The organism is Bartonella sp. HY328 (assembly GCF_025449335.1).
In the GTDB taxonomy this organism is placed as follows: domain Bacteria; phylum Pseudomonadota; class Alphaproteobacteria; order Rhizobiales; family Rhizobiaceae; genus HY038.
Window position 1 is genome coordinate 2,634,731 of sequence record NZ_CP104883.1, and the last position, 24,303, is coordinate 2,659,033.

Here is a 24,303-nt window from a genome sequence, read left to right on the forward strand (position 1 = left end):
AATTAGCCAATAGCCATCAGTTTAGCATTACCACCGGCGGCAGCAGTATTAACTGAAATTGACAATTCTTCCACCAACCAATCAAGGCAATAAGCGCTATCTTGTGCTTCCATCTCAGCTAAGGTTGCTGCTTGTGTCAAGAGCAATGGACCAGGAAGACCAGCAATGCGCTTCAAGGTTTTGGTGACAAACTCACCTTCACCTTCAATCAAAACGCCAGCAAATGCGCCATCAGCTGCCCAATTATCACTCCACATAATTTGCGAGAAGATTGATTGCGGCAAGTTTGGCAAGCTTTTTTGCAAATTAGAACCTGCATCAATAACCACCTGGTTACCTGTTGCCAGAACTGTTGCAATTTGACGATAAAGCCCTGCTTCACTTTGTGGAACAATCAAAATCTTACCACGTGGGTGCAAGAGATAACGATTTGTTTCACCAACTGGACCTGGCAATTCAATATCAAGACCAAGGCGTGATTTAACGCTAATCAAGCGGGCAAAACCTGCTTCCGCTTTTCTGTTCTGCCCATCAAGCCAAACAGAAAAATCAGTAAGAATAGCGTTAGAATAAGTAGCGCCTGGAAGATTTGGTTCTGGCTGGTTCGCTAATAAGCGGCCAAGATATAGCGCGCCACCAGCTTTTGGACCAGTGCCTGAAAGACCGCGACCACCAAAAGGCTGCGAGCCAACAACCGCACCAATAATATTGCGGTTAACATAAATATTGCCAACCTTAATACGGGAAATAACATCGGCAATGGTGTCATCAAGACGCGTATGCAAACCAAAAGTTAGGCCATAACCCGACGCATTAATATCATCAATAAGCTGATGCAGATTGTCACGCTTATAACGGATAATATGCAAGACAGGACCAAAAACTTCACGCTTTAATTCACTCATCGCGTTTAGTTCAATAATGGTTGGCGCAACATAAGTACCAAATTTGGTTGCTTCTCCCAATGCCAATTGCTCAATCTTATTGCCCATAGCGCGCATGGTTTCAATATGGCGATTAAGATTATCTTTCGCTTCTTGGCTAATAACTGGCCCAACATCAACATTGATCACATCAGTACGACCAACACGCAATTCACTTAATGCGCCTTTTAACATTTCAAGAATGCGGTCTGCTACGTCTTCCTGCAAGCAAAGCACGCGCAATGCCGAACAACGCTGACCAGCACTATCAAAAGCCGATGCAATAACATCAAACACCACTTGCTCAGCAAGAGCTGATGAATCAACGATCATAGCATTTTGACCACCCGTTTCCGCCAAAAGTGGAATTGGTTTGCCATTTGGCAATAAACGCGTCCCAAGTTCAGCCTGAATGAGGCGAGCAACTTCGGTAGAGCCGGTAAACATAACACCAGCAATCTTATCACTTGCAACCAAAGCTGCACCAACATTGCCTTCACCGGGCACAAGTTGAACAACATCTTGCGGAATGCCTGCTTCATGCAAGATACGCACGCTTTCGGCTGCAATCAAAGGTGTTTCTTCTGCAGGCTTTGCCAAAACTGGGTTGCCAGCAACAAGAGCTGCACATACTTGACCAGTAAAAATAGCCAGTGGGAAGTTCCAAGGGCTAATACAGACCACAGGCCCTAAAGGAAGGTGTTTTTCACCAATGGTAGAGCGAGCCTCAGCCGCATAATAGCGCAAGAAGTCAATAGCTTCACGCACTTCAGCAATAGCATTAGGGATCGATTTACCAGCTTCACGGGCAATTAATGCGAGCAAAGTTGGCATACGCTCTTGCAATAAATCTGCGGCTTTTTCAAGCATGGCTGCACGCTCGTTTGTTGGCACCTTATGCCAAGTGCTAACCGCATTTGCTGCACGCTCTACACTTTGCTTAACTTCATCAAGACTGGCTTCAACAACTTCGCCCACAACATCGCGCTGATCAGCAGGGTTAAGCACTGGTTTTGCTTCGTTGCTATGCTTATCACCAAAAGGTGTTGCCACCCATTTTTGCGCCGTACTTACTAAAAAATCCTTGCTTAATGCGCTCAACACATCTTCATTAGAAAGATCAAACCCAGCCGAATTTTTACGGCTTGGTGCAAACATATCCTCTGGTGAGAAAAGTGCATCATTTTGACTGCCAGGATTTGGCATGGCGCGAACGACATCGACAGGGTCAGCAATCATTTCATCAACAGTGACAGACATATCAGCAATGCGATGAACGAATGACGAATTAGCACCATTTTCAAGCAAGCGGCGAACGAGATAAGCAAGCAAGGTTTCATGGGTACCAACTGGGGCATAAATACGGGCTGGACGTTTTAATTTGTCATTGCCAACCACTTCTTCATAAAGTGGCTCCCCCATGCCGTGCAAGCATTGGAACTCATACTTATCATTGGTATAATCAGGACCAGCAATATTATAAATAGTCGCCAAGGTTTGCGCATTATGGGTTGCAAATTGTGGGAATACTGCATCTGGTGCATTTAACAATTTGGTCGCACAAGCAATATAGGAAACATCGGTGTAAACCTTGCGCGTATAAACGGGATAGCTTTCAAGCCCATCCAATTGCGCGCGCTTAATTTCAGAATCCCAATAAGCCCCCTTAACCAAGCGCACCATCATGCGGTGGCCAGAGCGGCGTGCAAGGTCAATTACATAATCAAGCACAAATGGGCAACGGCGGCCATAGGCTTGCACCACAAAGCCAATACCATTCCAACCAGCAAGATCATTATCAAAGCAAAGGCTTTCAAGCAGATCAAGCGAAATTTCCAAGCGATCTGCTTCTTCAGCGTCAATATTAAGGCCAATATTATATTGCTTGCTTAGCAAAGCTAATTTTTTAACCCGCGGCAATAATTCACCCATAACACGATCAGCTTGTGAGCGCGAATAGCGTGGATGAAGCGCAGAAAGCTTAATCGAAATACCAGGGCCTTCATAAACACCCTTGCCGTTGGCAGCTTTGCCAATAGCATGAATAGCAGTTTCATAATCCTTATAATAGCGCTTTGCATCATCTTCAGTAGTTGCTGCTTCACCAAGCATATCATAAGAATAGCGAAAGCCTTTTTCTTCAACAGCTTTTGCGCGCTTTACAGCTTCATCAATGGTTTGACCACGCACAAATTGCTCACCCATCATACGCATGGCCATATCAACGCCTTTACGTACCACTGGCTCACCACAACGCTGAATAAGACGGGTAAGTGACGATGATAGAGTATTTGTATCAACAGTAGAAGTAAGCTTACCCGTTACAACTAAGCCCCAAGTCGCCGCATTAACAAAGAGCGAGCGGCCACCACCAATATGCGATTTCCAATCACCACCGGTGATCTTGTCACGAATAAGCGCATCACGGGTTGCCTTATCAGGAATACGCAATAATGCTTCAGCAAGACACATAAGGGCAATACCCTCTTGGCTTGACAAAGAATATTCATGGATCAAACCTTCAACGCCGCCGCCTTTTTTCTTGGCGCGCAAGGTTTCAATCAATTTTCGTGCTGTTGCAGCAATTTTACCTTTTGTTTCAGCATCAAAAGTTGCTGCTTCCAAAAGCGGAGCCAAGCATTCTTCTTCAGCGCGACGATAGGCGCTTGTAATATCTTCGCGCAAGCTGGTTGGCTTGGCAATTGGCGGAGCATAATGTGCAAAAACAGGCTTAAAATCATCAGCACTCATAAAAATCACCCAAAAAAAGAGGTTAAACCGGGGGAAACCCGTTGATATTTGGATTGGCGGCATATTTACTAAATTTATAAATGGTGCTTAGCCAAAGAATTGCAACGGCCAATAAGTTAGCTTTTAAAGGTATTAGCGACCTTTTAAAACAGCCATATCAGCCAAAATTTGAGCATATATTTTCTGCTTGAATATTGAAAAAGAGCAGAGAAAAAATACCCATTTGTAGAATACTTATAGCACGAGAAAATCATTGCCTTAAACTAAAGATTAGCATATTATTAGGTAAATTCACTAATTTCACAATTTTAATTAGGAAAAATCTTGAGTAAAATCATACATAATGGTGAAATCGACCGGATTGACAATAAGATCATAGATGCTTTAGTTGAAAATGGCCGAATTTCTATAACCGACCTTGCTGAAAAAGTTGGACTTTCAAAAACGCCCTGTCAATTACGTCTAAAAAAACTGACGGATGATGGCGTTATTACCGGCTTTCGCGCTATTTTAAACCCTGAACGCATGGGGCTTGACCATATTGCTTTTGCCGAAGTAAAACTAAGCGACACACGCGAAGCGGCGCTTTTACAATTTAATGCTGCGGTTAAAAAGATTCGCGAAGTTGAAGAATGCCATATGATCGCTAGTAATTTTGACTATTTATTAAAAGTACGCACCAGCGACATTAAACGCTACCGCATTGTGCTTGGCGAAAAAATATCAACACTGCCTTTTGTCGCGTCAACGTCAACCTTTGTTGCCATGCAAAATATTGTTGATGCTGGCTTTAAACGATAAGCATAACATTTAATACCGCCAAAGCGCTGCCGATATAGCAATAGCTGCATAAACGATCATTGCACCTAGCGCGGCTTAACTTTACCCGTTGATTGGCGAATATGTAATTCTGGCTTAATAAGCTCGTGCCCATCAAGCACTTCTTTTCCATTTAATAAATCAAGCAGCGCAAGGGCAGCGCGTCGGCCAACCTCACGCTGGCCGTTCCAAACAGTGGTAAGCGCAGGAGTTGCGATGGCAGCTTCCTCTAAATCATCATAGCCGGTAACCGAAATATCTTCACCAACTTGCAAACCGGCACGGGCAATGCCATTCATCAATCCAATTGCTACAAGATCATTCCAACAAACAGCAGCAGTAGGCCTATCTTTTAGCGCCAAAAATTGCGGTGCAGCTTCAAAGCCTGCTTGCTTAGTACGCGGTCCAGAAATTCGCCATTCCGCCTTGGCTTCAAGGCCAGCTTTTTCCATGGCATTAAGGTAGCCTTGATAACGGTCGCGCCCCGTGGAGGTAAAGTCTGTACCGCCAATCATAGCGATTTTCTCATGACCTAGCGAAATGAGATGATTGGTCGCAAGAGCAATACCAAAAGCATCATCACCGGTAAAAACTGGTGCTTCAATGCCATCAATGCGGCGGGCAACAAAAACGACTGGCAACCCATTTTCTTGCGCGATGAGAATATCTTTTGGCGGCGTACCAATTGCCGGCGACATGATAACACCATCTGCTCCCAATTGCAGCAATGTTTCAATAAAATTACGCTGCTTTTCTAACTGGTCATAATGATTGGATAAAATAAAGGTTTGCCCTGAACGATCAAGCTCGGTTTCGATTGAACGTAGAATTTCCGCAAAAAACGGATTCATAATATCATGGACGACGACGCCAATAATACCAGAGCGTGAAGTTCGTAAACTAGCGGCACGACGATTGTAAATATAGCCGATATCGCGAGCAAAGGTTTTAATGCGATTTCGAGTTTCTTCGGCAACCAAAGGACTATCGCGTAAAGCAAGTGAAACTGTAGCCGTTGAAACATCCAAAGCTTCCGCAATGGTTGACAATTTAATCTTTTGTGCCACTGTTTCATCCTCCACGTGAAAACACTCATCATCTCTATTTTTAGCTATAATCGTTTTTTCAGTGAGTTCCAGTCAAAATTGTTCCCTGCAACGATTGTTTGCTGCTTTTCTTACAAGCTTACTGCAAAATCTTTTTAAAATGCGCGATTTTTTCGCAAATTTGCTGAATGAGTAGTGAATATGATTTGGTATTTTTTTACATTGTGAAATTGAACTGCACATTAACAAGCCAATAAAGCGATAGCGAGACCACTCATTTATCCAATCTGGTGAAAAATCTCTTTATCATTGATACAATCATTGATAAAAAATGCTATAAAATTTCATGGGTTAATTTATAATCATAATTAAAATAGCAAAAGCTCGTAATAGTAGCTTGAAACGGAGCAAAAAATGTCTTTTTTAAAAAAACTTTTCGGTGGTGGTGATAAAACTCCAAAGGAAATCAGCTCTGATCCAATTGATTATAATGGCTTCACCATCAAAGCAACACCCTTTGCCGCCGACGGCCAGTTCCAATCTTGCGGCGTTATCAGCAAAACCATCAATGGTGAAATTAAGGAGCACCGCTTCATTCGTGCCGATAAATTTGCCAGTACGGATGTTGCATTTGATATGATTCTCATCAAAGCACGCCAGATAGTTGATGAACAAGGCGATAATATTTTTAATTAATCGATAAAGCTACCAACGCAATATTAAAATATTTCCTTGCATATTTTATTACCAGCAAAGCTTGCTTTTAATAAAATATAGCCGTTAGCAATTCAAAAAGCTTTTTGTTATAGAATGGGCTTAATAGCTATTTTTTAACATAAGCCGCTTTATCTTGGCGACTTTTGTTGAATTGCATCTATATAGCTGGTCAATGATTGGATTAAGGATAACATGCCTACAATACGCCGCTTATTTTTAATTTTATTGACCATTATCGCTGCATTTTCTGGCGCGATCTACGCACTTGCCTATATGGTAAAGCCCAAAACTGCAGAACTCACTATCACAATACCCAATGACAAATTAAATTTGCGACCATGGGGTGAAACGCGCGCGCAACCTACCCTTGAAAACCCCTCCTTGGAAAATGCTGCTGATAGTTCTTCAGATAGTCCTATTGAACCCTCCCATTAAAGATTGGTTGGCCTTATGACCAATATGCAATCATCGCGGCTAATTGACCGTTTTTTAGAAATGATGAGCGCCGAACGCGGCGCGGCGGATAACACACTTGAAGCCTATAATCGTGATCTTGAATGGGCTGACCAATTGCTTAACGCGATGAATAAACAGCTTTCCAATGCTATGGAAAGCGATATTGAGAAAATTTTGCAAAGCATGAATATTGAAGGTTTCAGCCCAAGTTCTCAAGCGCGCCGTTTATCAACCTTGCGACAGTTTTATCAGTTTCTTTATGCAGAAACTCTGCGCCAAGATGATCCAACAGCCCAAATTGATGCGCCAAGCAAAGCCAAAAATTTGCCCAAAATAATGAGTGAGGCGGAGGTTGGATTATTACTTGATTTGGCAGAGGAAGAAGCAAATTTACAAGATTTAAGCGACGCCGCTCGCTATCGCAATTTTCGCAATTATGTGTTACTTGAAATGCTATATGCAAGCGGCCTTCGTATAACAGAATTGGTGAGCCTAACTTTAAGGTCAGTCGAGGGGAATCCACAATTTATTCTGGTTAAAGGTAAAGGCGCAAAGGAACGCTTAGTACCACTTTCCAACAAAGCCCGCCAAGCAATCGAAAAATGGTTATCTATACGCAAGACAAAAGCACAAGACAAAAGTCCATTTTTATTTCCAGCGCAATCCGACAGCGGTTATATTGCCCGTCAAGTTGTGGCGCGTGAACTTAAGGCGCTGGCAAGCCGCGCCCAGATAGACCCGCAAAAAATGTCGCCGCATGTCCTGCGCCATGCCTTTGCCAGCCACTTACTCCAAAATGGTGCAGATTTGCGTGCAGTCCAACAATTATTAGGACATGCCGATATTTCAACAACCCAGATTTATACCCATGTCTTAGAAGAACGCCTCCAAAAATTGGTCAATAGCTTTCATCCCCTTGCTCAAAATGACAATAAAGGGTAAAAATAATAAAATTTGCCATGGAAAGGGCGTTTTTTTGTTTTCTTTTAGGCTCCATCATTGTTAAAAGAAAACAAAATTGTTTCAAACAGTTTAGCCTTTAACGCTTGCTTCATGAAATAAGCATAGAAGATAGCTCCAAAATTACTCGTGTGGATTAAATAGTTGATGTATAATTACCTTGATTTTGAAAAACCGGTTGCAGATCTAGACGCCCAGATTTTTGAGCTGAAAAAGCTTAGCCAAGAAAAAGATAGCGTTAATATGAGCGACGAGATTGACCGTCTTGAAAAGCGCTCCGCACAGGCTTTGCGTGATCTTTATAAAAAATTGACCCCATGGCAAAAAACACAAATCGCGCGCCATCCTGATCGCCCACATTTTTTGGATTATGCAAATCATTTATTTAGCGATATTACACCTTTAGCAGGTGATCGTAAATTTGGTGAAGATGAAGCATTGCAAGCGGGCTTTGCTCGTTTCCAAGGTGAGGCCATTGCTTATCTTGGCCTTGAAAAAGGTCATGACACCCAAACACGTTTAAAATATAATTTTGGCTCTGCTCGCCCTGAAGGTTATCGTAAAGCCGTTCGTATTATGGAAATGGCCGAACGTTTTAATCTTCCTGTCGTCTCAATCATTGATACTGCTGGTGCTTATCCTGGCGTTAGTGCTGAGGAACGCGGTCAAGCCGAAGCTATTGCCCGTTCAACAGCGGAAATGTTAAATCTTAAAGTTCCGGTTGTTGCTATCGTCATTGGTGAAGGCGGTTCTGGTGGTGCAATTGCTATTGCTGCCGCTAACCGTGTTTATATGCTTGAGCATTCCATTTATTCGGTTATTTCGCCAGAAGGCGCAGCTTCCATTCTTTGGCGTGATGCAACACGGGCAAAAGATGCGGCAACGAATATGCGCATTACCGCCCAAGATCTTTATGAGTTAAAGATTATTGATGGCATTATTCCAGAGCCTTTAGGCGGCGCGCATCGCGACCGTGAGGCGGTAATGGATGCAACAGGTAATATTATTGCTGCAGCCCTTAAAAGCATGGCTGACAAGGATGGTATTACCTTGCGTGAAGAACGTCGTGAAAAATATTTAGCAATTGGGCGCAATCTTTAATCATCGCATGGTTTTGATTATTTAAACAAATACTATAAAAATTTCATAAAAAAAAGCGCAGGAAATATGAACATTTCCAGCGCTTTTTTCATATTAAAATGAATGTAATTTTTGGCTTAATCTTGCTAATCTACAATGTGAAAAATAAATAAATTAGACCAAGTCACTGCCTTAACAATAGCTTATATGGATAAAGAATTCCCATAAATTTCATCGGCGCGTTTTTCAAAAGCCGATGTCATTTTTTGAAAAGCCATATCAAACACTGATCCAACTAAGATCGTTAACATACGGTTTTTAAATTCATAATCCATATAAAAATCAACATCGCACCCTTCCCCACTCTCTTGAGGTGAAAAAGTCCAACGATTTTCAAGATGCTTAAAAGGCCCGTCAATATATTTAACGTCAATAATACCTTGATTGCGGTCAAGCAAAACTTGGCTAGTAAAAGTCTCACGGATGAGCTTATAACCAGCTGTCATATCAGCAACTAACAGCACTTTATCATCTTTTTCGCGCTTTTGTCTAATAACCAGCGCTTCGCACATAGGAACGAATTCAGGATATTTTTCTACATCAGCAACCAGATCAAACATTTGATCTGGCCTATGCGCGACAATCATTTTAGTTGAAATTCTAGGCATTAGCGTTTGGCTGCAAGTTGCGCAGCACGGGCTGCTTTTAACATCTCAAAATCATCACCAGCATGGTGTGATGAACGGGTTAATGGGCTTGATGCCATATGCAAAAAGCCTTTGGTTTTACCAATTGTAGCATAAGACTTAAATTCTTCCGGTGTTATAAACCGAATAACCGGATGATGCTTGCGCGTTGGCTGCAAATATTGGCCAATAGTCATGAAATCAACATCGGCGGAACGTAAATCATCCATCAATTGCAAAATTTCATTACGCTCTTCACCAAAACCAACCATAATGCCAGACTTGGTAAAGATAGACGGATCAAGCTCTTTTACCTTTTGTAACAAACGAATAGATTGGAAGTAACGAGCACCGGGGCGCACCTTCAAATATTTGCTTGGAACAGTTTCCAAATTATGGTTAAACACATCAGGCTTCGCAGCCACCACAATTTCTAGTGCGCCATCCTTATGACGAAAATCAGGGGTTAGCACTTCAATGGTGGTTTGCGGATTGGTGGAACGGATTGCAGTGATGACTTTAGCAAAATGCACAGCACCACCATCAGCAAGATCGTCACGATCCACCGAGGTAATCACCACATGCTTTAAGCCCATTTGTTGAATTGCATCAGCAACACGCTGCGGCTCACCTTCATCAAGCGGCAAAGGAATACCAGTGGTTACATTACAAAATGCGCAAGCGCGAGTACAAATTTCACCCATAATCATGAAGCTGGCATGGCGTTGATGCCAACACTCACCCATATTAGGGCAACCTGCTTCTTCACAAACGGTAACAAGCTTGTTGGTGCGAACAATATCGCGAGTTTCTGCATAAATCTTCGAGGTTGGTGCTTTTACCCGAATCCAATCTGGCTTTTTTAAAACCTCATTATCCGGCTTATGCGCTTTTTCAGGATGCCTTGCCCGTTTTTGAGCAACAGTATTGAGCACCGTAACCATTTTTATTCCTCTTCCGGCAATTGCTTGAGCCAATTTACCAAAGCATTATGCGAAATTAAAGCGAATTTATTTTATCACTTTAAATAGATATAATCTCTGTAAACAACAAGTAGTTGTGCATATATCCCACGTTTTATTGAATGCCAAGACCAAAGCAATGTTAATATCACTGCTTTGGCGTTGATATGATCTATATAACTTTAAGCATTTAAAACCATACCGTATGCGTCCAAAACACTTTCCTTCATTGCTTCAGAAAGGGTTGGATGCGGAAATACTGTATGGATAAGTTCTTCTTCCGTTGTTTCAAGATTCATTGCAATAACAAAACCTTGAACCAGCTCAGTTACTTCTGGACCAACCAAATGAGCGCCTAATAATTCGCCAGTTTTTTTATCAAAAATTGTTTTGACCATGCCTTGATCTTCACCAAGAGCAATGGCTTTACCATTAGCGGCAAAACTAAAGCGCCCAACCCGAATATCGCGCCCAGCTGATTTTGCTTTTGCCTCGGTTAAACCAACTGATGCAACCTGTGGATTGCAATAGGTACAACCAGGGATTTTACCCTTATCAAGCGGATGAACATTTTTAAGACCTGCAATTTTTTCAACGCAGATAACGCCCTCTTCTTCTGCCTTATGGGCAAGCATTGGCGGACCAGCAACATCACCAATAGCATAAATACCTTCAATATTAGTGCGGCTCCATTGATCAATAGCAATACAACCACGATCAGTTTTAACACCAACAGTTTCTAAGCCGATATTTTCAATATTGCCTTGTACGCCAACAGCTGAAATCAACCGGTCTGCTGTAATCGTTTCAACTTTACCATTGGCTTCAACATGCGCGGTAATTGAATTTGCGCTCTTATCAACTTTAGTAACTTTAGCCTCAGTAATAATTCTGATACCGCGTTTTTCAAGCTGCTTACGAGCAATAGTCGAAATTTCCTGATCTTCTACAGGCATGATCTGCGGCATTAATTCAACAACGGTAACCTCCGCCCCCATATCACGATAGAAAGACGCAAATTCAATACCAATCGCACCAGATCCCATAACAACGATGGATTTAGGCATGCTACTTGGCACCATTGCTTCAAAATAGGTCCAAATTAATTTGCCATCAGGTTCAATTCCTGGCAATGCACGCGGACGTGCACCCGTTGCCACAATAATATGCTTCGCCTTATACGTGCCCTCACCCAAAATATTTTTAGGCGCTGCATTTTGCGGCTGGTGGGCAGGTTTTGAAGGCTTGCCAACAATAATTTCAGCAGGTTCTTGCCCTTTTGCACCTTTGGTAAGTTTAGCCTCACCCCAAATAATGTCGATTTTATTCTTTTTCATCAAGAAACCGACACCAGCAGTTAATCGAGCTGAAACACCGCGGGAACGTTTTACAACAGCGTCAATATCAGCACTGATTGTACCATTAAGAGTAAGACCGTAATCTTTAGCGTGTTCGCTTAAATGCTTGACTTCAGCCGAACGCAAAAGTGCCTTGGTTGGAATACAACCCCAATTAAGACAAATTCCACCTAGATGCTCACGCTCAACAATTGCGGTCTTAAAGCCTAATTGGGCAGCGCGGATAGCCGTAACATAACCACCTGGGCCAGAGCCGATAACAATAACATCATAACTTGCTGACACGCTTCTACTCCATCAAAAAAATTAGCCGGAATGCTTTTGATTAAATAAGGCGTGAGTGGAACCCACTCACGCCTAAGATTTTAAACCAGCATACTCATTGGGTTTTCAATCAACCCTTTAAATGTTTGCGCCAATTGTGCAGCCAGAGCACCATCAACCGCGCGATGATCGGTAGAAATTGTTACCGACATGACATTTGCAATCGCTAAAGCACCATCTTTCACCACGGCGCGCTGAATACCTGCACCGATGGCGAATATGGTTGCTTGTGGCGGGTTAACAATTGCCGAGAATGATTTAACACCAAACATTCCCATATTGGAAACGGAGCTAGAACCACCTTGATATTCTTCTGGCTTTAACTTGCGTTCACGCGCACGTTTTGCCAAATCTTTCATTTCATTTGAAATGGCAGAAAGAGATTTTTCATCGGCATGACGAACAATCGGCGTAATTAAACCATTGGGTATAGATACGGCCACACCAATATCGGCATGCTTATGGCGGATCATCCCTTGATCAAGCCAAGAAACATTAGCATCAGGTTGTGCTTTCAATGCCATAGCCACAACCTTAATCACCATATCATTGACGGAAAGCTTATAGGCTGGTGTAGTCCCTGCATCATTTTTAACCATTGGTGCAGCACTATTAAGTTCAGCACGTAGCTTTAACAATGCATCGAGCTCACAATCAACCGTCACATAAAAATGTGGCACAGTGAGCTTTGATTCAACAAGACGGCGCGCGATTGTCTTACGCATCGTATCATGCGGCACAACCTCATACTCGTCTTCTTTAAACAGCTTAAGCACAGCATCGTCTGATGGCGCACTAATAATTGGCGCAGCGCTTGCTGGCGTTTGCGCAGCAGCATTAGCAGCAGCGTTTGAAGCAACTTTGGCTGTGCCCGATTGTAATGCAGCTTCCACATCACGCTTAATGACACGGCCATGGGGGCCAGTACCAGCAACAGTTGCAATATCAAGTCCACCATCTTTTGCTAAGCGCCGTGCCAAAGGTGAAGAAAATACCCGATTGCCTTTGCCTGCATTGCTTTGAGTAGAAATATCTTGAGTGGCATTAGCTTGAGCAACGGAACCTTGTGCGTCTGCAGTCTGCGGTGTTGGTGCTGATTGCTGTATCAATGTTTGATTATCACTTGCAACAGCCACATCTTTTACCACATCACTTGATGTAGAGGCATCAGCTGCCTTTGCTGCGGCCGCAACATCTTCACCATCAGCGGCTAAAATAGCAATGACAGAGTTTACTTTTACGCCTGCACTACCGGCTGGCACTAAAATTTTAGCAACCACGCCTTCGTCCACGGCTTCAACTTCCATTGTTGCCTTATCGGTTTCAATCTCGGCAATAACATCACCCGAAGTAACATTATCACCTTCTTTTACCAACCATTTTGATAGAGTACCCTCTTCCATAGTTGGTGAAAGTGCCGGCATTGTAATTTTTATCGGCATATTACAATCTCCATCAATTGCTATAGGTGACAGCTTTTACAGCTTCAATCACGTCTTCCATGGTTGGTAAGGCAAGCTTTTCAAGATTGGCCGCATAAGGCATTGGCACATCTTTACCGGCAACTGTCATGATTGGCGCATCAAGATAGTCAAAGGCTTGTTGCATCACCCGTGTTGCAATTTCCGTACCAACAGATGATTGCGGGAAACCTTCCTCAACAGTTACCAAACGTCCAGTCTTAATGACCGACTGGATGATGGTTGGTAAATCCATTGGGCGGATAGTACGCAAATCAATTAATTCTGCGTCAATGCCTTGTTTGGCCAATTCATCAACCGCAAGGATTGAGTGTTTCATACCAGCACCGAAAGATACGATCGTTACATCATTACCTTTTTTATGAATGCGAGCCTTACCGATTGGCAAGACAAAATCTTCCATATCAGGAACTTCAAATTGCTGGCCATAAACCAATTCATTTTCAAGGAAAATAACTGGATTTTCATCACGAATTGCAGCTTTTAAAAGCCCTTTAGCATCGGCCGCCGTATAAGGCATAACCACTTTTAAACCAGGAATTTGGCTATACCAAGCAGCATAATCTTGTGAATGCTGCGCACCAACACGAGCCGCTGCTCCATTTGGACCACGAAACACCATCGGAGCCGACATTTGCCCACCAGACATATAACGCGTTTTTGCCGCCGAATTAATGATCTGGTCAATTGCCTGCATGGCAAAATTAAATGTCATAAACTCAACAATTGGCCGCAACCCAGCAAAGGCTGCGCCAACGCCAAGACCTGCAAAACCTTGCTCGGTAATTGGGGTATCAACAACACGCTTTGCACCAAATTCTTCAAGCAAGCCTTGGCTAACCTTATAAGCGCCCTGATATTCGGCAACTTCCTCACCTATAAGGAAAACCCTATCATCGCGGCGCATTTCTTCAGCCATAGCATCGCGTAAAGCATCGCGCACAGTGGTCATAACCATTTGCGTACCAGCAGGAATTTCAGGATCGTTTTCAACTTCAACAGCAATTGGGCTTGCAGCAATTTTTGCTGGTTGCACTGAAGCTTCACTTTGCGCAGCCACTTGATCTGCTGCTGGTGCCTTATTTTTATCTGCAGGATTAACAGCTTTTCCTAAATCAGCCTCAGTTTCACCATCTTCAAGCAAAATCGCGATTGGCGTATTAACTTTAACACCTTCGCTACCCTCGGGTACAAGAATCTTGCCAATAATACCTTCATCGGCAGATTCTACTTCCATTGTGGCTTTATCGGTTTCAATTTCAGCAATGGTATCGCCCGGCTCAACCTTATCGCCTTCTTTTTTCAACCATTTAGAAATTTTGCCCTCTTCCATTGTTGGTGACAATGCAGGCATAAGAATATCAATAGACATGTTAGCAAACCTCCTTAAACCAGAATATCCGTCCAGAGTTCAGAAACATCTGGCTCAGGATCATTCTCAGCAAATTCAGCTGCATCAGCTACAATTGCTCTGACATCTTTATCAATGACTTTTAAATCTTCTTCACTTGCCCAACCATTATCCATAAGGCGTTTTTTCACCTGATCAATTGGATCATGCTCAGAGCGCATTTTTTGCACTTCTTCCTTACTGCGATATTTTGCAGGATCAGACATAGAATGGCCACGATAACGATAAGTTTGCATGTCTAGGATAATTGGCCCATTACCACCGCGCGCCCAAGCCATAGCTTCTTCAGCCGCAGCAGCTACTGCGCGTACATCCATACCATCAACAACGATACCTGGAATTTCAAAAGAAAGACCGCGCTTTGAAAAATCAGTTTCTGCAGAAGCGCGCGAAACAGACGTTCCCATAGCATAGTGATTGTTTTCAATTACATAAATAACTGGCAGCTTCCATAGAGAAGCCATGTTAAAGCTTTCATATACCTGCCCCTGATTGGCTGCACCATCGCCAAAGAAAGTCAATGACACATTGTCATTACCTAAATAGCGATTAGCAAAGGCAAGACCAGTGCCAATTGGTACTTGCGCACCAACGATACCATGACCACCATAAAAATTCTTTTCTTTGGAGAACATATGCATCGAGCCGCCTTTCCCCTTGGAAAAGCCACCTTGACGCCCAGTTAACTCCGCCATCACACCGCGCGCGCTCATGCCAGCTGCTAACATGTGACCGTGATCACGGTAAGAGGTGATAATCTGGTCACCTTCCTTGGAAACCTTAAGCATGCCAACAACGACAGCTTCTTGTCCAATATAGAGATGGCAAAAACCGCCAATCAACCCCATGCCATATAATTGGCCAGCTTTTTCTTCAAAGCGGCGAATCAATAGCATCTCTCGATAAGCGTTTAGCTCTTCTTCTTTGGTAAATTCTGCCGGACTTGGTGTCGGCATGGCATTAGACAAAGCGCTTTCTACAAGCTTGGTAGGCGCCTTTTTTGCTTTTGCGACCATCTTTAACTCCCTGTGATAGGTATTCCTTAAAATACGCTGTCAGAAAGAAAGTTACAAGTCTTTTAAATCAGTTAACAATAGAGATAAGCATTTGTTTTTAAAACAAATTTAAAATTAACCTAATTTCGGTTAATTCGATTTATCACCTTGTGAAGTTATTATTGTCAATTCATTGGGGTTGGAAACACTAAGATTCCTGCGCGCCCATTCATCAAGCATATCTTTTTCAATCTCACCATCGCGCAAGAGAGAAACTTTCAATTCCATCATCTTTCGTTGCGTTTCAAGCTTATGAAGTTCTCCGTCAAGCAAAACAATGTGTTTATCGACATTTTCACGCGAATATAGACCATATTCACCATGGTAAATATGATATGAGAAATAGCACAATACCGCTACGGTAATAATTGGCAAAATAAAGCGACCACGATTGGTTCGGCGTTTTTGTTTCGTCCACATTTAATCATATTACCCTTAACTTGCAAAACTCCAGACAAGAATTCATTGGCATATACTATCATTTGCATAAGCCTTTGACATTTGACTGTTTTTTTAAGCTAGCAGAATATGCTTAACACCTGATTACCAACCGCATAGAAAAAGCATTATTCCGTTAAATGCTTATTTTTCATGCAAAGGATAGAGCGACCAGATAGAGTGCGGATCATTCAACATTTTATCGCAGGTTTTTATATATTCTTCCATTTCGCCAAATGATGCTGGCATGGTTTCGTCATCAAAATCATACCAAAAAGCGCGGCCAAATAGAAAAGCATCGGCAAATTCACCCCAATTGGCATATTGGCTACGCGCTGCTATTAAAGCCGCATTACAAATTGACCATGCATTTTCTTCATTTACATAATTTAACACAACCGCATTACGAGTTACTCCAACAAGACGTGCCATGTCCCAGGCTAAAACAGATTGAACCGGCGCTAACTGCAATTGCCTGATAAAATCGCTATCCAACATCATGATCAATTTTTCATAATAGTTTTCAAGTCCTTCTTCCTCAAAAGTTGAAAAATATTCAACATCTTCATTCATTTTATCAATTGATGGTTGCATGCACATAGCGTTAGCCCGCGGCGCCACCATGTCAAAATAATAGCGGTGACCTTCATTAAGTAGCCAATCAACAATCTCATTAAAGCTATCACTATCAACAATGCCCCAGCCTGCCTTCATACCACTTCTTAGCCTGCGCTTCCCTTCATTGGAAGCAAGTTGCTGATATTGATTAAGACTACCTTCACTATAAGGTGCATCAAGCGCAAGGGCTGTTATTTCTTCTTTTGTCAAACTCGAATTTAATTGTTTAGCGCTAGGGGAAAATAGCGTTTTCAACCTTTAGAAAAAAGAAAGCCTTGCAAAGAATTTGCTTACAAAACAAATTAAATAACTTATCCTATTACTTAATGAAAACACCCTAATAAGCAATAAAAATTAAGACAAGCGCCTAACTTTATCGAAAATCAGGGTTGAATGATACATGCTGGCCGATATTGTGACAAAATCCAATAAGACCCATATTGGGTTGCCTTTGCAAAGCGGTGATGAAAAAAAGTTATAGATAGGTGCTTGCAAGCTGCATCCAAACTATCGGCATACAGCTTGATTTAATAGCGCTTATAGATATTTAAACGCTTAGCTAAAAGCGTCTCTATGACCAACTTATTGGATGCAAAGGGTATTGTTTTGCGCCTTAAAGACAAACCATCTTTAGATGGTTATCAGCCTCGCGCAGCATTGCTACTTGCTTTAGCGGCACAAAGGGCATCAAATTCAGTCAAGACCGAAGATAATTCATTTTCTAAAACTATTGTTGATTGTTCACTAATATAGTCGGCAAGATCCTGCGGTATCCCTGTGTAAGTTATATAACCAACAGTGGAGCGAATGGCATCAAAAATGTTTTTTACAGTTGTTTCGCGGGCTAAGGGCGAACCATCTTGTGCTAAAAGCATGATAAAAAGTGTTTTGCTGATTGCTGAATGGACATTGATTTGGCATTGTTGATAAATTGAATTCTGCCGAAGCACTTCAATTTTTTCGTCTAAGGCTCTTAAGTTTGCAGATATTTCCGCATTTTGCGTATGCATTTCGATTATAAATCCCCGTTATCTATAATAAATAACAAAGATATAATCTATTTATATTGATTTCAAGTAAATAAATTCGATTAAATTATATTTAAATATATTATTTAATTGTTATTTTATTATATTAAAAACGCTAATACAGCTATCTATAAAGTATATTTTTAATAATATATTTATTAATTCAATATTATTATTTATCGTAGCAAAAGCTAAAATTATGAAAACTATAAAATTATATAATGATATTATCTTTGAAAAACTGTTGCTAAAAAATAAGGCCTTAAAATATTGGCAAGTTGCCATAATATTAGGCAAAAAATCGTATGAAATTAGATTCTAGAGCCCCTATTGATCCGCGTCCTCAATTTAAAAAAACTAAGAAACCATAAGACTTTATCTATTACCCACTATGGTTTGTCGATTTATCAATAAACATACACCATGACATTTCCAACTCATCATGGGCAAAATGTGTACAATCGTAAAAATTGGGGGCATCATTTATAAATTTAAAATGGCGATATTCATTGCTGCGCCCATCATTTTCAACATAAATAATATTGCCAAGGACTTTCCAATTTACTTTATTAGAACCCCCTCCCTCAAACATGCCGTACCACCGTGTTAATTTTAGTAAATAGATTTCATCTTTTTTAAAACAAATCGTTACTTGAACTTGGATATAGATATAAAATACAAACGATTAAAATTTGGAAGTATTTCATCTACTTTGTCCCCAAAATATCATTGAAATACATGGCTGCTGTTTAACAAATTTGGCTCTATCGACCCTACCAATCATGCCAAATAGGCTATCAACCAAATTCAACCCTGCATTTTTGGCAACACCTCAAAAAACAAACATGGTTTCAAATTTTCAGAGGTATTCTATTCAAACTGGGCAAAATAATATTTTCGACTTTGTAGCCTCACGGTTGTAGAACAGCCCAATAATTTTTATGAGGCATAAGATAAATGCGCATCTAAATAAAAATCCCAAAACTTACTCATAAGTTTTGGGATTTTAACATTTAAAAAATGAAACCTTTTAAATCGTAAAAACACGCTTTGGCTGGAATTTGCCTTGTGCTATAGCACCAATTGCGAGCACCTTACCTTTAAAAGTAACACAAGCTTCATCTGTTTCAAAAATTGCTTCACGACCACGTAAAATAATTGGATTGCCGGTGCGTATACGCTGTGCTTGGTCTTCACCAATAGCATATTGCGGCAAACAATCTAGTGCAGCACCAGTTTCAATTAAAAGGCTATCAATGGCTGAAAAATCACGGCGCTGGAATGGTTCGCCTTCTTCCCTTGGTTCCGGCTTTGGCGGGCAAGCTGCTTCAAGCTCTTCCAAGGTTACAAAATCTTCATCAGTGAAAGGCGCAACTTCAATACGGCGCAATTCAGCAATATGACCATAGCAACCAAGTTCACGCCCCATATCACGCGCCAATGAGCGCACGTAAGTACCTTTGCCACATTCAATTTCAAACAGAGATGAACCATCTTCATTCATTTCTAAAATAGAAATAGCATCTATTTCAACTTCACGGGCTGGTATTTCGACACTTTCACCATCACGCGCCAAATCATAGGCACGATTTCCATCAATTTTAATAGCAGAAAATTGTGGTGGTGTTTGCAAAATTACGCCGGTGTAATGAGGTAATATTGCTTCAATTTCTTCGCGAGTTGGGCGTTTATCACTTGTTTTAGTAACTTCACCCTCAAGATCATCGGTATTACGCTCGGCTCCCCAAGCAACAGCAAATTGGTAGACCTTGGTACCTTCCATGACATAAGGCACAGTTTTAGTGGCTTCACCCAAAGCAATTGGCAACAGACCTGATGCCAATGGATCAAGCGTACCAGCATGACCGGCCTTTTCGGCGCTAAACAACCATTTTATTTTTGAAACCGCCTCAGTTGATCCCATACCTTTTGGCTTGTCTAAAATTACCCAACCGGAAACCGGCCGACCTTTTCTTTTACGCTGGCGTGCCATTAAATTATTATCCTATGCCAAATTTATTATTTATTATCTTCTTCGTCGTCATCTTGGTGTAAATCGCGCATCACTTCTGGAGAGCGCAATAAAGCATCAATTTTAGAAAAATTATCAAAACTTGTATCAAGTCTAAAGCGAAATTGCGGCATATATTTCATTTGCCGCAAAATACGTGATAACTCGCCACGAATAAAGCGCACATGTGAATTTAATTGCTTAACGACAGCGTCACCGTCAACATCGCCAAGAGGTGCAACATAGCATGTGGCAATTTTTAAATCCGGCGACATCCGCACTTCGCAAACAGAAAGAACCACTTTTTCCAAAAATGGATCACTTAACTCTCCACGTTGTAAAAATTGAGCTACAGCATGACGAACCTCTTCACCAACACGAAGCTGGCGCTGTGTGGGCCCAGAATGTTTCATTGCATTACCTTTCAACCAGCTCATTAAAACCACGAGCTGTAATAGCATTTTTGATTTTAAATTTGCCCAGAGACGAGAGTCAGGACCTATTAATTTAAATGAAATAAAAGCGCTTTACATCATAATAAATGCAAAGCGCTCCCTATTTTATTGTAACTTATTGCTGTTTATAAATTATTACATATGGCAACAGGACAATATTCCAACATGCCATATATATTTTTATATCTTACAAGGTACGGGTGATATGCTCGACGCGGAACGCTTCAATTGTATCACCGGCGCGAATGTCTTCGTAATTTTCAAAGGCCATACCACACTCTTGGCCCATATTAACTTCGCTGACTTCATCTTTGAAGCGCTTAAGGGTCTTAAGCTTGCCTTCATGAATAACAACATTATCACGAATAAGGCGTACACCGGCACCACGTTCAACTTTACCATCAGTAACAAGACAGCCTGCAACCTTACCAACCTTGGTGATATTGAAGACTTCACGAATTTCAGCATTACCAATAAAGGTTTCGCGGCGTTCTGGTGAAAGCATACCAGACATTGCTGATTTAACATCATCAACGAGATCGTAAATGATATTATAGTAGCGAATTTCAATACCTTGGCTTTCAGCAGCATCACGCGCTTGCTTATTGGCACGCACATTGAAACCAAAAATCGCAGCATTGGAAGCAACAGCAAGAGCCACATCGCTTTCAGTGATACCACCAGCCCCCGAATGGACAATGCGAGCACGTACTTCATCGGTACCAAGTTTTTCAAGCGAACTTACAATTGCTTCAATCGAGCCTTGAACATCGCCCTTGATAACCAATGGGAAGTCCTTGATGCCAGTTGTTTGCAATTGGTTCATCATCTGCTCAAGCGATCCACGTGAACCAGCCTGTTTTGCAACGGCCTTATCGCGTGACAAGCGTTGACGATATTCAGAAATCTCGCGTGCTTGCGCTTCATTTTGAACCACAGCAAACCGATCACCAGCTTGAGGTGTACCCTGCATGCCAAGCACTTCAACCGGAGTTGAGGGACCTGCTTCTTTCATATGTTCACCGCGTTCGTTTACGAGCGCGCGAACGCGTCCCCAAACATCACCAGCAACAAATATATCGCCGGGGTGCAGTGAACCTTTTTGTACAAGAACCGTGGCAACAGGACCACGACCACGATCAAGCTTGGCTTCAATAACCACACCTTCAGCGGTACGTTCAGGATCAGCTTTAAGATCAAGCACTTCAGCTTGTAAAAGAATGGCATCAAGTAGTTTGTCAAGATTGGTTCCAGCTTTTGCAGAAACTTCAACTTCCAATACTTCACCGCCCAAACTTTCAACAAAAACGTCGTGTTGAAGCAATGCCATACGCACTTTTTGTGCATCTGCCTCTGGCTTATCAATCTTATTGATAGCAACAATAATTGGAACGCCAGCAGCTTTCGCATGATTGATAGATTCAATCGTTTGCGGCATAACACTATCATCGGCTGCAACAACTAGAATTGCAATATCAGTGGCTTGCGCACCACGGGCACGCATCGCTGTAAAGGCAGCGTGACCAGGTGTATCAATAAAGGTAATTTTATGGCCGTTCTTTTCAACCTGATAAGCACCAATATGCTGGGTAATACCACCAGCTTCGCCTGAAACCACATTAGCATTACGAATAGCATCAAGTAGCGACGTTTTACCATGATCAACGTGACCCATAATCGTTACAACTGGCGGCCTTGATTCAAACTTGCTTGCATCATCTGCCATATTGAAGATACCTTCTTCAACATCAGATTCCGACACGCGCTTAACCGTATGGCCAAATTCTGATGCGATTAACTCAGCAGTATCTGCATCAATAACATCGCCCGGCTTCATCATCTGCCCTTGTTTCATCAAGAACTTGATAACATCAACTGAACGCTCTGCCATACGTTGGGCAAGCTCCTGAAGTGTAATAGTCTCTGGCAAAACAACTTCGCGCGAGATCTTTTCACGAACCTCTTGGGTTTGCGAACGCTTGAATTTTTCTTGACGGCGACGCATTGCTGCCATCGAACGGCCGCGTGTTTGACCAACATCTTCAAGATTGGATGTAAGTGTAAGCTTACCACGACGACGTTCATCCGCACCTTTAACAACTTTCGGTGTGCGAGCGGCTTCCACCTTACTAGGTGCTGCACCACGTTTCACGCCATTACGACGATCATCTTCATCAACTTCAACACGTTTTACCGGTTGGGTACGCGCTTTTGGTGTAAGAATTGGATCGATAACGGTAGAGGCATTATCATCAACTACGCGATTACGAGCCTGCGGCGCACCTTCTTTAATACGAGCACCATCACGACCAATACGTGCAATACCGCCTTCACGCGCTTGTGGTGGCGTATGGCGATTTGGAGTGTTGCCACCACGTGCATTATCGTTACCGCGGCCTTGCGATGCATTGCCCTGAGGACCATTACCGCCACGACGTTGTCCAGAACGATCACTATTGCGATCATTACCACGATCTCCACTGCGGTCACGATCATTATTGCGACCTTGGGCGTTTCTTGGCTGCTCTGTCCGAGCTATATCATTTTTAGGCTGCGGCTTAGCAGCTTCCGCCTTAACAACAGGAGCTTTTGCTTCTTCTGCAGCCTTACGAGCGGCTTCTTCAGCCTTTTGCTTAGCTTCTTCTGCGGCCTTTAGTTTTGCTTCTTCCGCAGCTTTACGCTCAAGCTCAGCATTTTCCAATGCGCGTCTTTTAGCATCAGCCTCAGCTTGGATGCGCTCTTCTTCAGCTCGGATACGTGCGCCTTCTAAAGCGCGCGTACGTGCTGACATTTCAGCTGTAGAAAGCGTATTAGCTTTTTGCTTACCACGTTGAGGGGCCGCAGTTTCAATCGCTGGCTTAGGCCGCGGTGCAATATGCGGCTTAGCTACAACCTGTGTTACGCTTTCGGGGCGTTCATCAGGGCGTGTAACCTTACGCCGTTTAGTTTCAACAACAACAGCTTTCGTACGGCCGTGGCTGAAGTTTTGCTTGACCGTACTATGTTCGACACCAGTACGCTTAAGCGTCAGTGTTTTTTTGTTTGAGCCAACTTGGCCCTGATCATCATCTTTTTTATCGGTCATTCCGTTTCCGCTTCCTTCGCGACATCTGCCGTTTTATCGTCCCAGTTCATCAGGCTATCGCCGCGATAAAGCAGCAATTTTCGCACTTTTTCCATGAACCCCTTCGCTGCCATGCCTTTTAAGACTGCAGCATGCATCACATTATTACCACCAAAAGCTAAACTCATTTCATCGCCGGAGAGAATATCCACTACCGGCACGGCACCCAATCCTTGTCTTTCAGCTGCAAAAATTGCCTGCGCAATTTTCCGCTTTCCATCTTCTGCTGCATCTTGTGCATGCAATATTAATGTGGCATTTCCAGAACGAATGGCACTATCGACTTTCATCGCACCACTTACTATGCAGCCGCCACGTCGGCTTACTGCGAAACTACCAAGAACTGCCTTTTTTAATAATTCATCTACCAAATCCGCCAAGGTTTCTTCAACCACAACATCTTTTTTAAATGCTCTTGAAAATGCTTTGCGTCGCATCGCTTCTTCAAGAGTAGCGCGTGAAGCTAAAACCCATGCACCACGCCCTGGCAAATTGCCCTTGATATCGGGAACAACAATACCATTTAAACCGCTTACAAAGCGAATCATATTTGCGTTGGATCCGCTTTCTCTTGTAACTATACAAGTTCGGTCATTCATA

Annotated in this window: 21 protein-coding genes; 5 read left to right on the forward strand and 16 right to left on the reverse strand. The window is 42.3% G+C overall.

All coding sequences use genetic code 11. The features are described from left to right. Positions 1 to 2 precede the first annotated feature (2 nt). Entirely contained in the window at positions 3 to 3,674 is a 3,672-nt protein-coding gene (gene putA, locus N5852_RS11295) for a trifunctional transcriptional regulator/proline dehydrogenase/L-glutamate gamma-semialdehyde dehydrogenase (protein WP_262097886.1), read from the reverse strand. Between the two features lie 324 nt (positions 3,675 to 3,998). Here putA and N5852_RS11300 point away from each other — a divergent pair, with 324 nt between their 5' ends. Next, positions 3,999 to 4,475 (forward strand): Lrp/AsnC family transcriptional regulator, encoded by a 477-nt coding sequence (locus tag N5852_RS11300; RefSeq protein ID WP_262097887.1) that lies wholly within the window; start codon positions 3,999 to 4,001, stop codon positions 4,473 to 4,475. A 65-nt stretch (positions 4,476 to 4,540) separates the two neighbouring features. Here the strand turns inward: N5852_RS11300 and N5852_RS11305 are convergent, their stop codons facing one another. Then, positions 4,541 to 5,560: a LacI family DNA-binding transcriptional regulator gene (locus tag N5852_RS11305; protein ID WP_262097888.1), complete on the reverse strand. Its 1,020-nt coding sequence runs from the start codon at positions 5,558 to 5,560 to the stop codon at positions 4,541 to 4,543. 393 nt (positions 5,561 to 5,953) lie between these two features. Here N5852_RS11305 and N5852_RS11310 point away from each other — a divergent pair, with 393 nt between their 5' ends. The 4 genes from N5852_RS11310 (at position 5,954) to N5852_RS11325 (ending at position 8,773) form a co-directional block, all read left to right on the forward strand. Beyond that, a complete protein-coding gene (locus tag N5852_RS11310) occupies positions 5,954 to 6,235 on the forward strand; it encodes an HlyU family transcriptional regulator (RefSeq protein WP_262097889.1) in 282 nt (93 codons plus the stop codon). Positions 6,236 to 6,448: 213 nt separating this feature from the next. Then, entirely contained in the window at positions 6,449 to 6,691 is a 243-nt protein-coding gene (locus N5852_RS11315) for a hypothetical protein (protein ID WP_262097890.1), read from the forward strand. 24 nt (positions 6,692 to 6,715) lie between these two features. After that, positions 6,716 to 7,654, forward strand: a complete 939-nt coding sequence (locus tag N5852_RS11320; protein ID WP_262099752.1) for a site-specific tyrosine recombinase XerD — start codon at positions 6,716 to 6,718, stop codon at positions 7,652 to 7,654. Between the two features lie 165 nt (positions 7,655 to 7,819). Next, positions 7,820 to 8,773 carry an acetyl-CoA carboxylase carboxyltransferase subunit alpha gene (locus N5852_RS11325; RefSeq protein ID WP_262097891.1) on the forward strand — a complete coding sequence of 318 codons (954 nt, stop codon included), beginning with the start codon at positions 7,820 to 7,822 and terminating at the stop codon, positions 8,771 to 8,773. A gap of 182 nt (positions 8,774 to 8,955) precedes the next feature. Here the strand turns inward: N5852_RS11325 and N5852_RS11330 are convergent, their stop codons facing one another. The 14 genes from N5852_RS11330 to N5852_RS11395 all read right to left on the reverse strand — a co-directional run bounded on the left by N5852_RS11330 (position 8,956) and on the right by N5852_RS11395 (position 24,302). Continuing rightward, positions 8,956 to 9,420, reverse strand: a complete 465-nt coding sequence (locus tag N5852_RS11330) for a type II toxin-antitoxin system RatA family toxin (protein WP_262097892.1) — start codon at positions 9,418 to 9,420, stop codon at positions 8,956 to 8,958. Continuing rightward, positions 9,420 to 10,382: a lipoyl synthase gene (gene lipA, locus N5852_RS11335; RefSeq protein WP_262097893.1), complete on the reverse strand. Its 963-nt coding sequence runs from the start codon at positions 10,380 to 10,382 to the stop codon at positions 9,420 to 9,422. Before lipA ends, N5852_RS11330 begins: the two co-directional genes overlap by 1 nt. A 200-nt stretch (positions 10,383 to 10,582) precedes the next feature. Then, positions 10,583 to 12,043: a dihydrolipoyl dehydrogenase gene (lpdA, locus tag N5852_RS11340; RefSeq protein WP_262097894.1), complete on the reverse strand. Its 1,461-nt coding sequence runs from the start codon at positions 12,041 to 12,043 to the stop codon at positions 10,583 to 10,585. 80 nt (positions 12,044 to 12,123) lie between these two features. Continuing rightward, positions 12,124 to 13,524 carry a pyruvate dehydrogenase complex dihydrolipoamide acetyltransferase gene (locus tag N5852_RS11345; RefSeq protein WP_262097895.1) on the reverse strand — a complete coding sequence of 467 codons (1,401 nt, stop codon included), beginning with the start codon at positions 13,522 to 13,524 and terminating at the stop codon, positions 12,124 to 12,126. A gap of 13 nt (positions 13,525 to 13,537) precedes the next feature. Further along, positions 13,538 to 14,935, reverse strand: a complete 1,398-nt coding sequence (locus N5852_RS11350; protein WP_262097896.1) for a pyruvate dehydrogenase complex E1 component subunit beta — start codon at positions 14,933 to 14,935, stop codon at positions 13,538 to 13,540. Positions 14,936 to 14,949: 14 nt separating this feature from the next. Continuing rightward, complete coding sequence (gene pdhA, locus N5852_RS11355) at positions 14,950 to 15,990, reverse strand: pyruvate dehydrogenase (acetyl-transferring) E1 component subunit alpha (protein WP_262097897.1); 1,041 nt, start codon at positions 15,988 to 15,990, stop codon at positions 14,950 to 14,952. A 129-nt stretch (positions 15,991 to 16,119) separates the two neighbouring features. Next, on the reverse strand, positions 16,120 to 16,449 hold the full coding sequence (locus N5852_RS11360) for an FtsB family cell division protein (RefSeq protein WP_262097898.1): 330 nt from the start codon (positions 16,447 to 16,449) through the stop codon (positions 16,120 to 16,122). A 162-nt stretch (positions 16,450 to 16,611) separates the two neighbouring features. Continuing rightward, positions 16,612 to 17,295, reverse strand: a complete 684-nt coding sequence (locus N5852_RS11365; protein ID WP_262097899.1) for a DUF1266 domain-containing protein — start codon at positions 17,293 to 17,295, stop codon at positions 16,612 to 16,614. A gap of 431 nt (positions 17,296 to 17,726) precedes the next feature. After that, positions 17,727 to 18,095 (reverse strand): hypothetical protein, encoded by a 369-nt coding sequence (locus N5852_RS11370; protein WP_262097900.1) that lies wholly within the window; start codon positions 18,093 to 18,095, stop codon positions 17,727 to 17,729. A 400-nt stretch (positions 18,096 to 18,495) separates the two neighbouring features. After that, positions 18,496 to 18,705, reverse strand: a complete 210-nt coding sequence (locus N5852_RS11375; protein WP_262097901.1) for a hypothetical protein — start codon at positions 18,703 to 18,705, stop codon at positions 18,496 to 18,498. A 438-nt stretch (positions 18,706 to 19,143) separates the two neighbouring features. Beyond that, on the reverse strand, positions 19,144 to 20,106 hold the full coding sequence (gene truB / locus N5852_RS11380) for a tRNA pseudouridine(55) synthase TruB (protein ID WP_262097902.1): 963 nt from the start codon (positions 20,104 to 20,106) through the stop codon (positions 19,144 to 19,146). Between the two features lie 26 nt (positions 20,107 to 20,132). Next, positions 20,133 to 20,537, reverse strand: coding sequence for a 30S ribosome-binding factor RbfA (gene rbfA / locus N5852_RS11385; protein ID WP_262097903.1), 405 nt, complete (start codon positions 20,535 to 20,537; stop codon positions 20,133 to 20,135). A 229-nt stretch (positions 20,538 to 20,766) separates the two neighbouring features. Then, a complete protein-coding gene (gene infB, locus N5852_RS11390; protein WP_262097904.1) occupies positions 20,767 to 23,664 on the reverse strand; it encodes a translation initiation factor IF-2 in 2,898 nt (965 codons plus the stop codon). Next, positions 23,661 to 24,302 carry an RNA-binding protein gene (locus N5852_RS11395; RefSeq protein WP_262097905.1) on the reverse strand — a complete coding sequence of 214 codons (642 nt, stop codon included), beginning with the start codon at positions 24,300 to 24,302 and terminating at the stop codon, positions 23,661 to 23,663. Before N5852_RS11395 ends, infB begins: the two co-directional genes overlap by 4 nt. Position 24,303: the final 1 nt, after the last annotated feature.

Coding starts and splice junctions, on each gene's coding strand:
- N5852_RS11350 (WP_262097896.1), bottom strand. CDS start 14,935: ATGTCTATTGATATTCTTATGCCTGCATTGTCACCAACAATGGAAGAG.
- N5852_RS11370 (WP_262097900.1), bottom strand. CDS start 18,095: ATGCATACGCAAAATGCGGAAATATCTGCAAACTTAAGAGCCTTAGAC.
- N5852_RS11310 (WP_262097889.1), top strand. CDS start 5,954: ATGTCTTTTTTAAAAAAACTTTTCGGTGGTGGTGATAAAACTCCAAAG.
- lipA (WP_262097893.1), bottom strand. CDS start 10,382: ATGGTTACGGTGCTCAATACTGTTGCTCAAAAACGGGCAAGGCATCCT.
- rbfA (WP_262097903.1), bottom strand. CDS start 20,537: ATGAAACATTCTGGGCCCACACAGCGCCAGCTTCGTGTTGGTGAAGAG.
- putA (WP_262097886.1), bottom strand. CDS start 3,674: ATGAGTGCTGATGATTTTAAGCCTGTTTTTGCACATTATGCTCCGCCA.
- N5852_RS11325 (WP_262097891.1), top strand. CDS start 7,820: ATGTATAATTACCTTGATTTTGAAAAACCGGTTGCAGATCTAGACGCC.
- N5852_RS11345 (WP_262097895.1), bottom strand. CDS start 13,524: ATGCCGATAAAAATTACAATGCCGGCACTTTCACCAACTATGGAAGAG.
- N5852_RS11375 (WP_262097901.1), bottom strand. CDS start 18,705: ATGTTTGAGGGAGGGGGTTCTAATAAAGTAAATTGGAAAGTCCTTGGC.
- truB (WP_262097902.1), bottom strand. CDS start 20,106: ATGGCACGCCAGCGTAAAAGAAAAGGTCGGCCGGTTTCCGGTTGGGTA.
- N5852_RS11315 (WP_262097890.1), top strand. CDS start 6,449: ATGCCTACAATACGCCGCTTATTTTTAATTTTATTGACCATTATCGCT.
- N5852_RS11360 (WP_262097898.1), bottom strand. CDS start 16,449: ATGTGGACGAAACAAAAACGCCGAACCAATCGTGGTCGCTTTATTTTG.
- pdhA (WP_262097897.1), bottom strand. CDS start 15,990: ATGGTCGCAAAAGCAAAAAAGGCGCCTACCAAGCTTGTAGAAAGCGCT.
- N5852_RS11320 (WP_262099752.1), top strand. CDS start 6,716: ATGCAATCATCGCGGCTAATTGACCGTTTTTTAGAAATGATGAGCGCC.
- N5852_RS11330 (WP_262097892.1), bottom strand. CDS start 9,420: ATGCCTAGAATTTCAACTAAAATGATTGTCGCGCATAGGCCAGATCAA.
- infB (WP_262097904.1), bottom strand. CDS start 23,664: ATGACCGATAAAAAAGATGATGATCAGGGCCAAGTTGGCTCAAACAAA.
- N5852_RS11395 (WP_262097905.1), bottom strand. CDS start 24,302: ATGAATGACCGAACTTGTATAGTTACAAGAGAAAGCGGATCCAACGCA.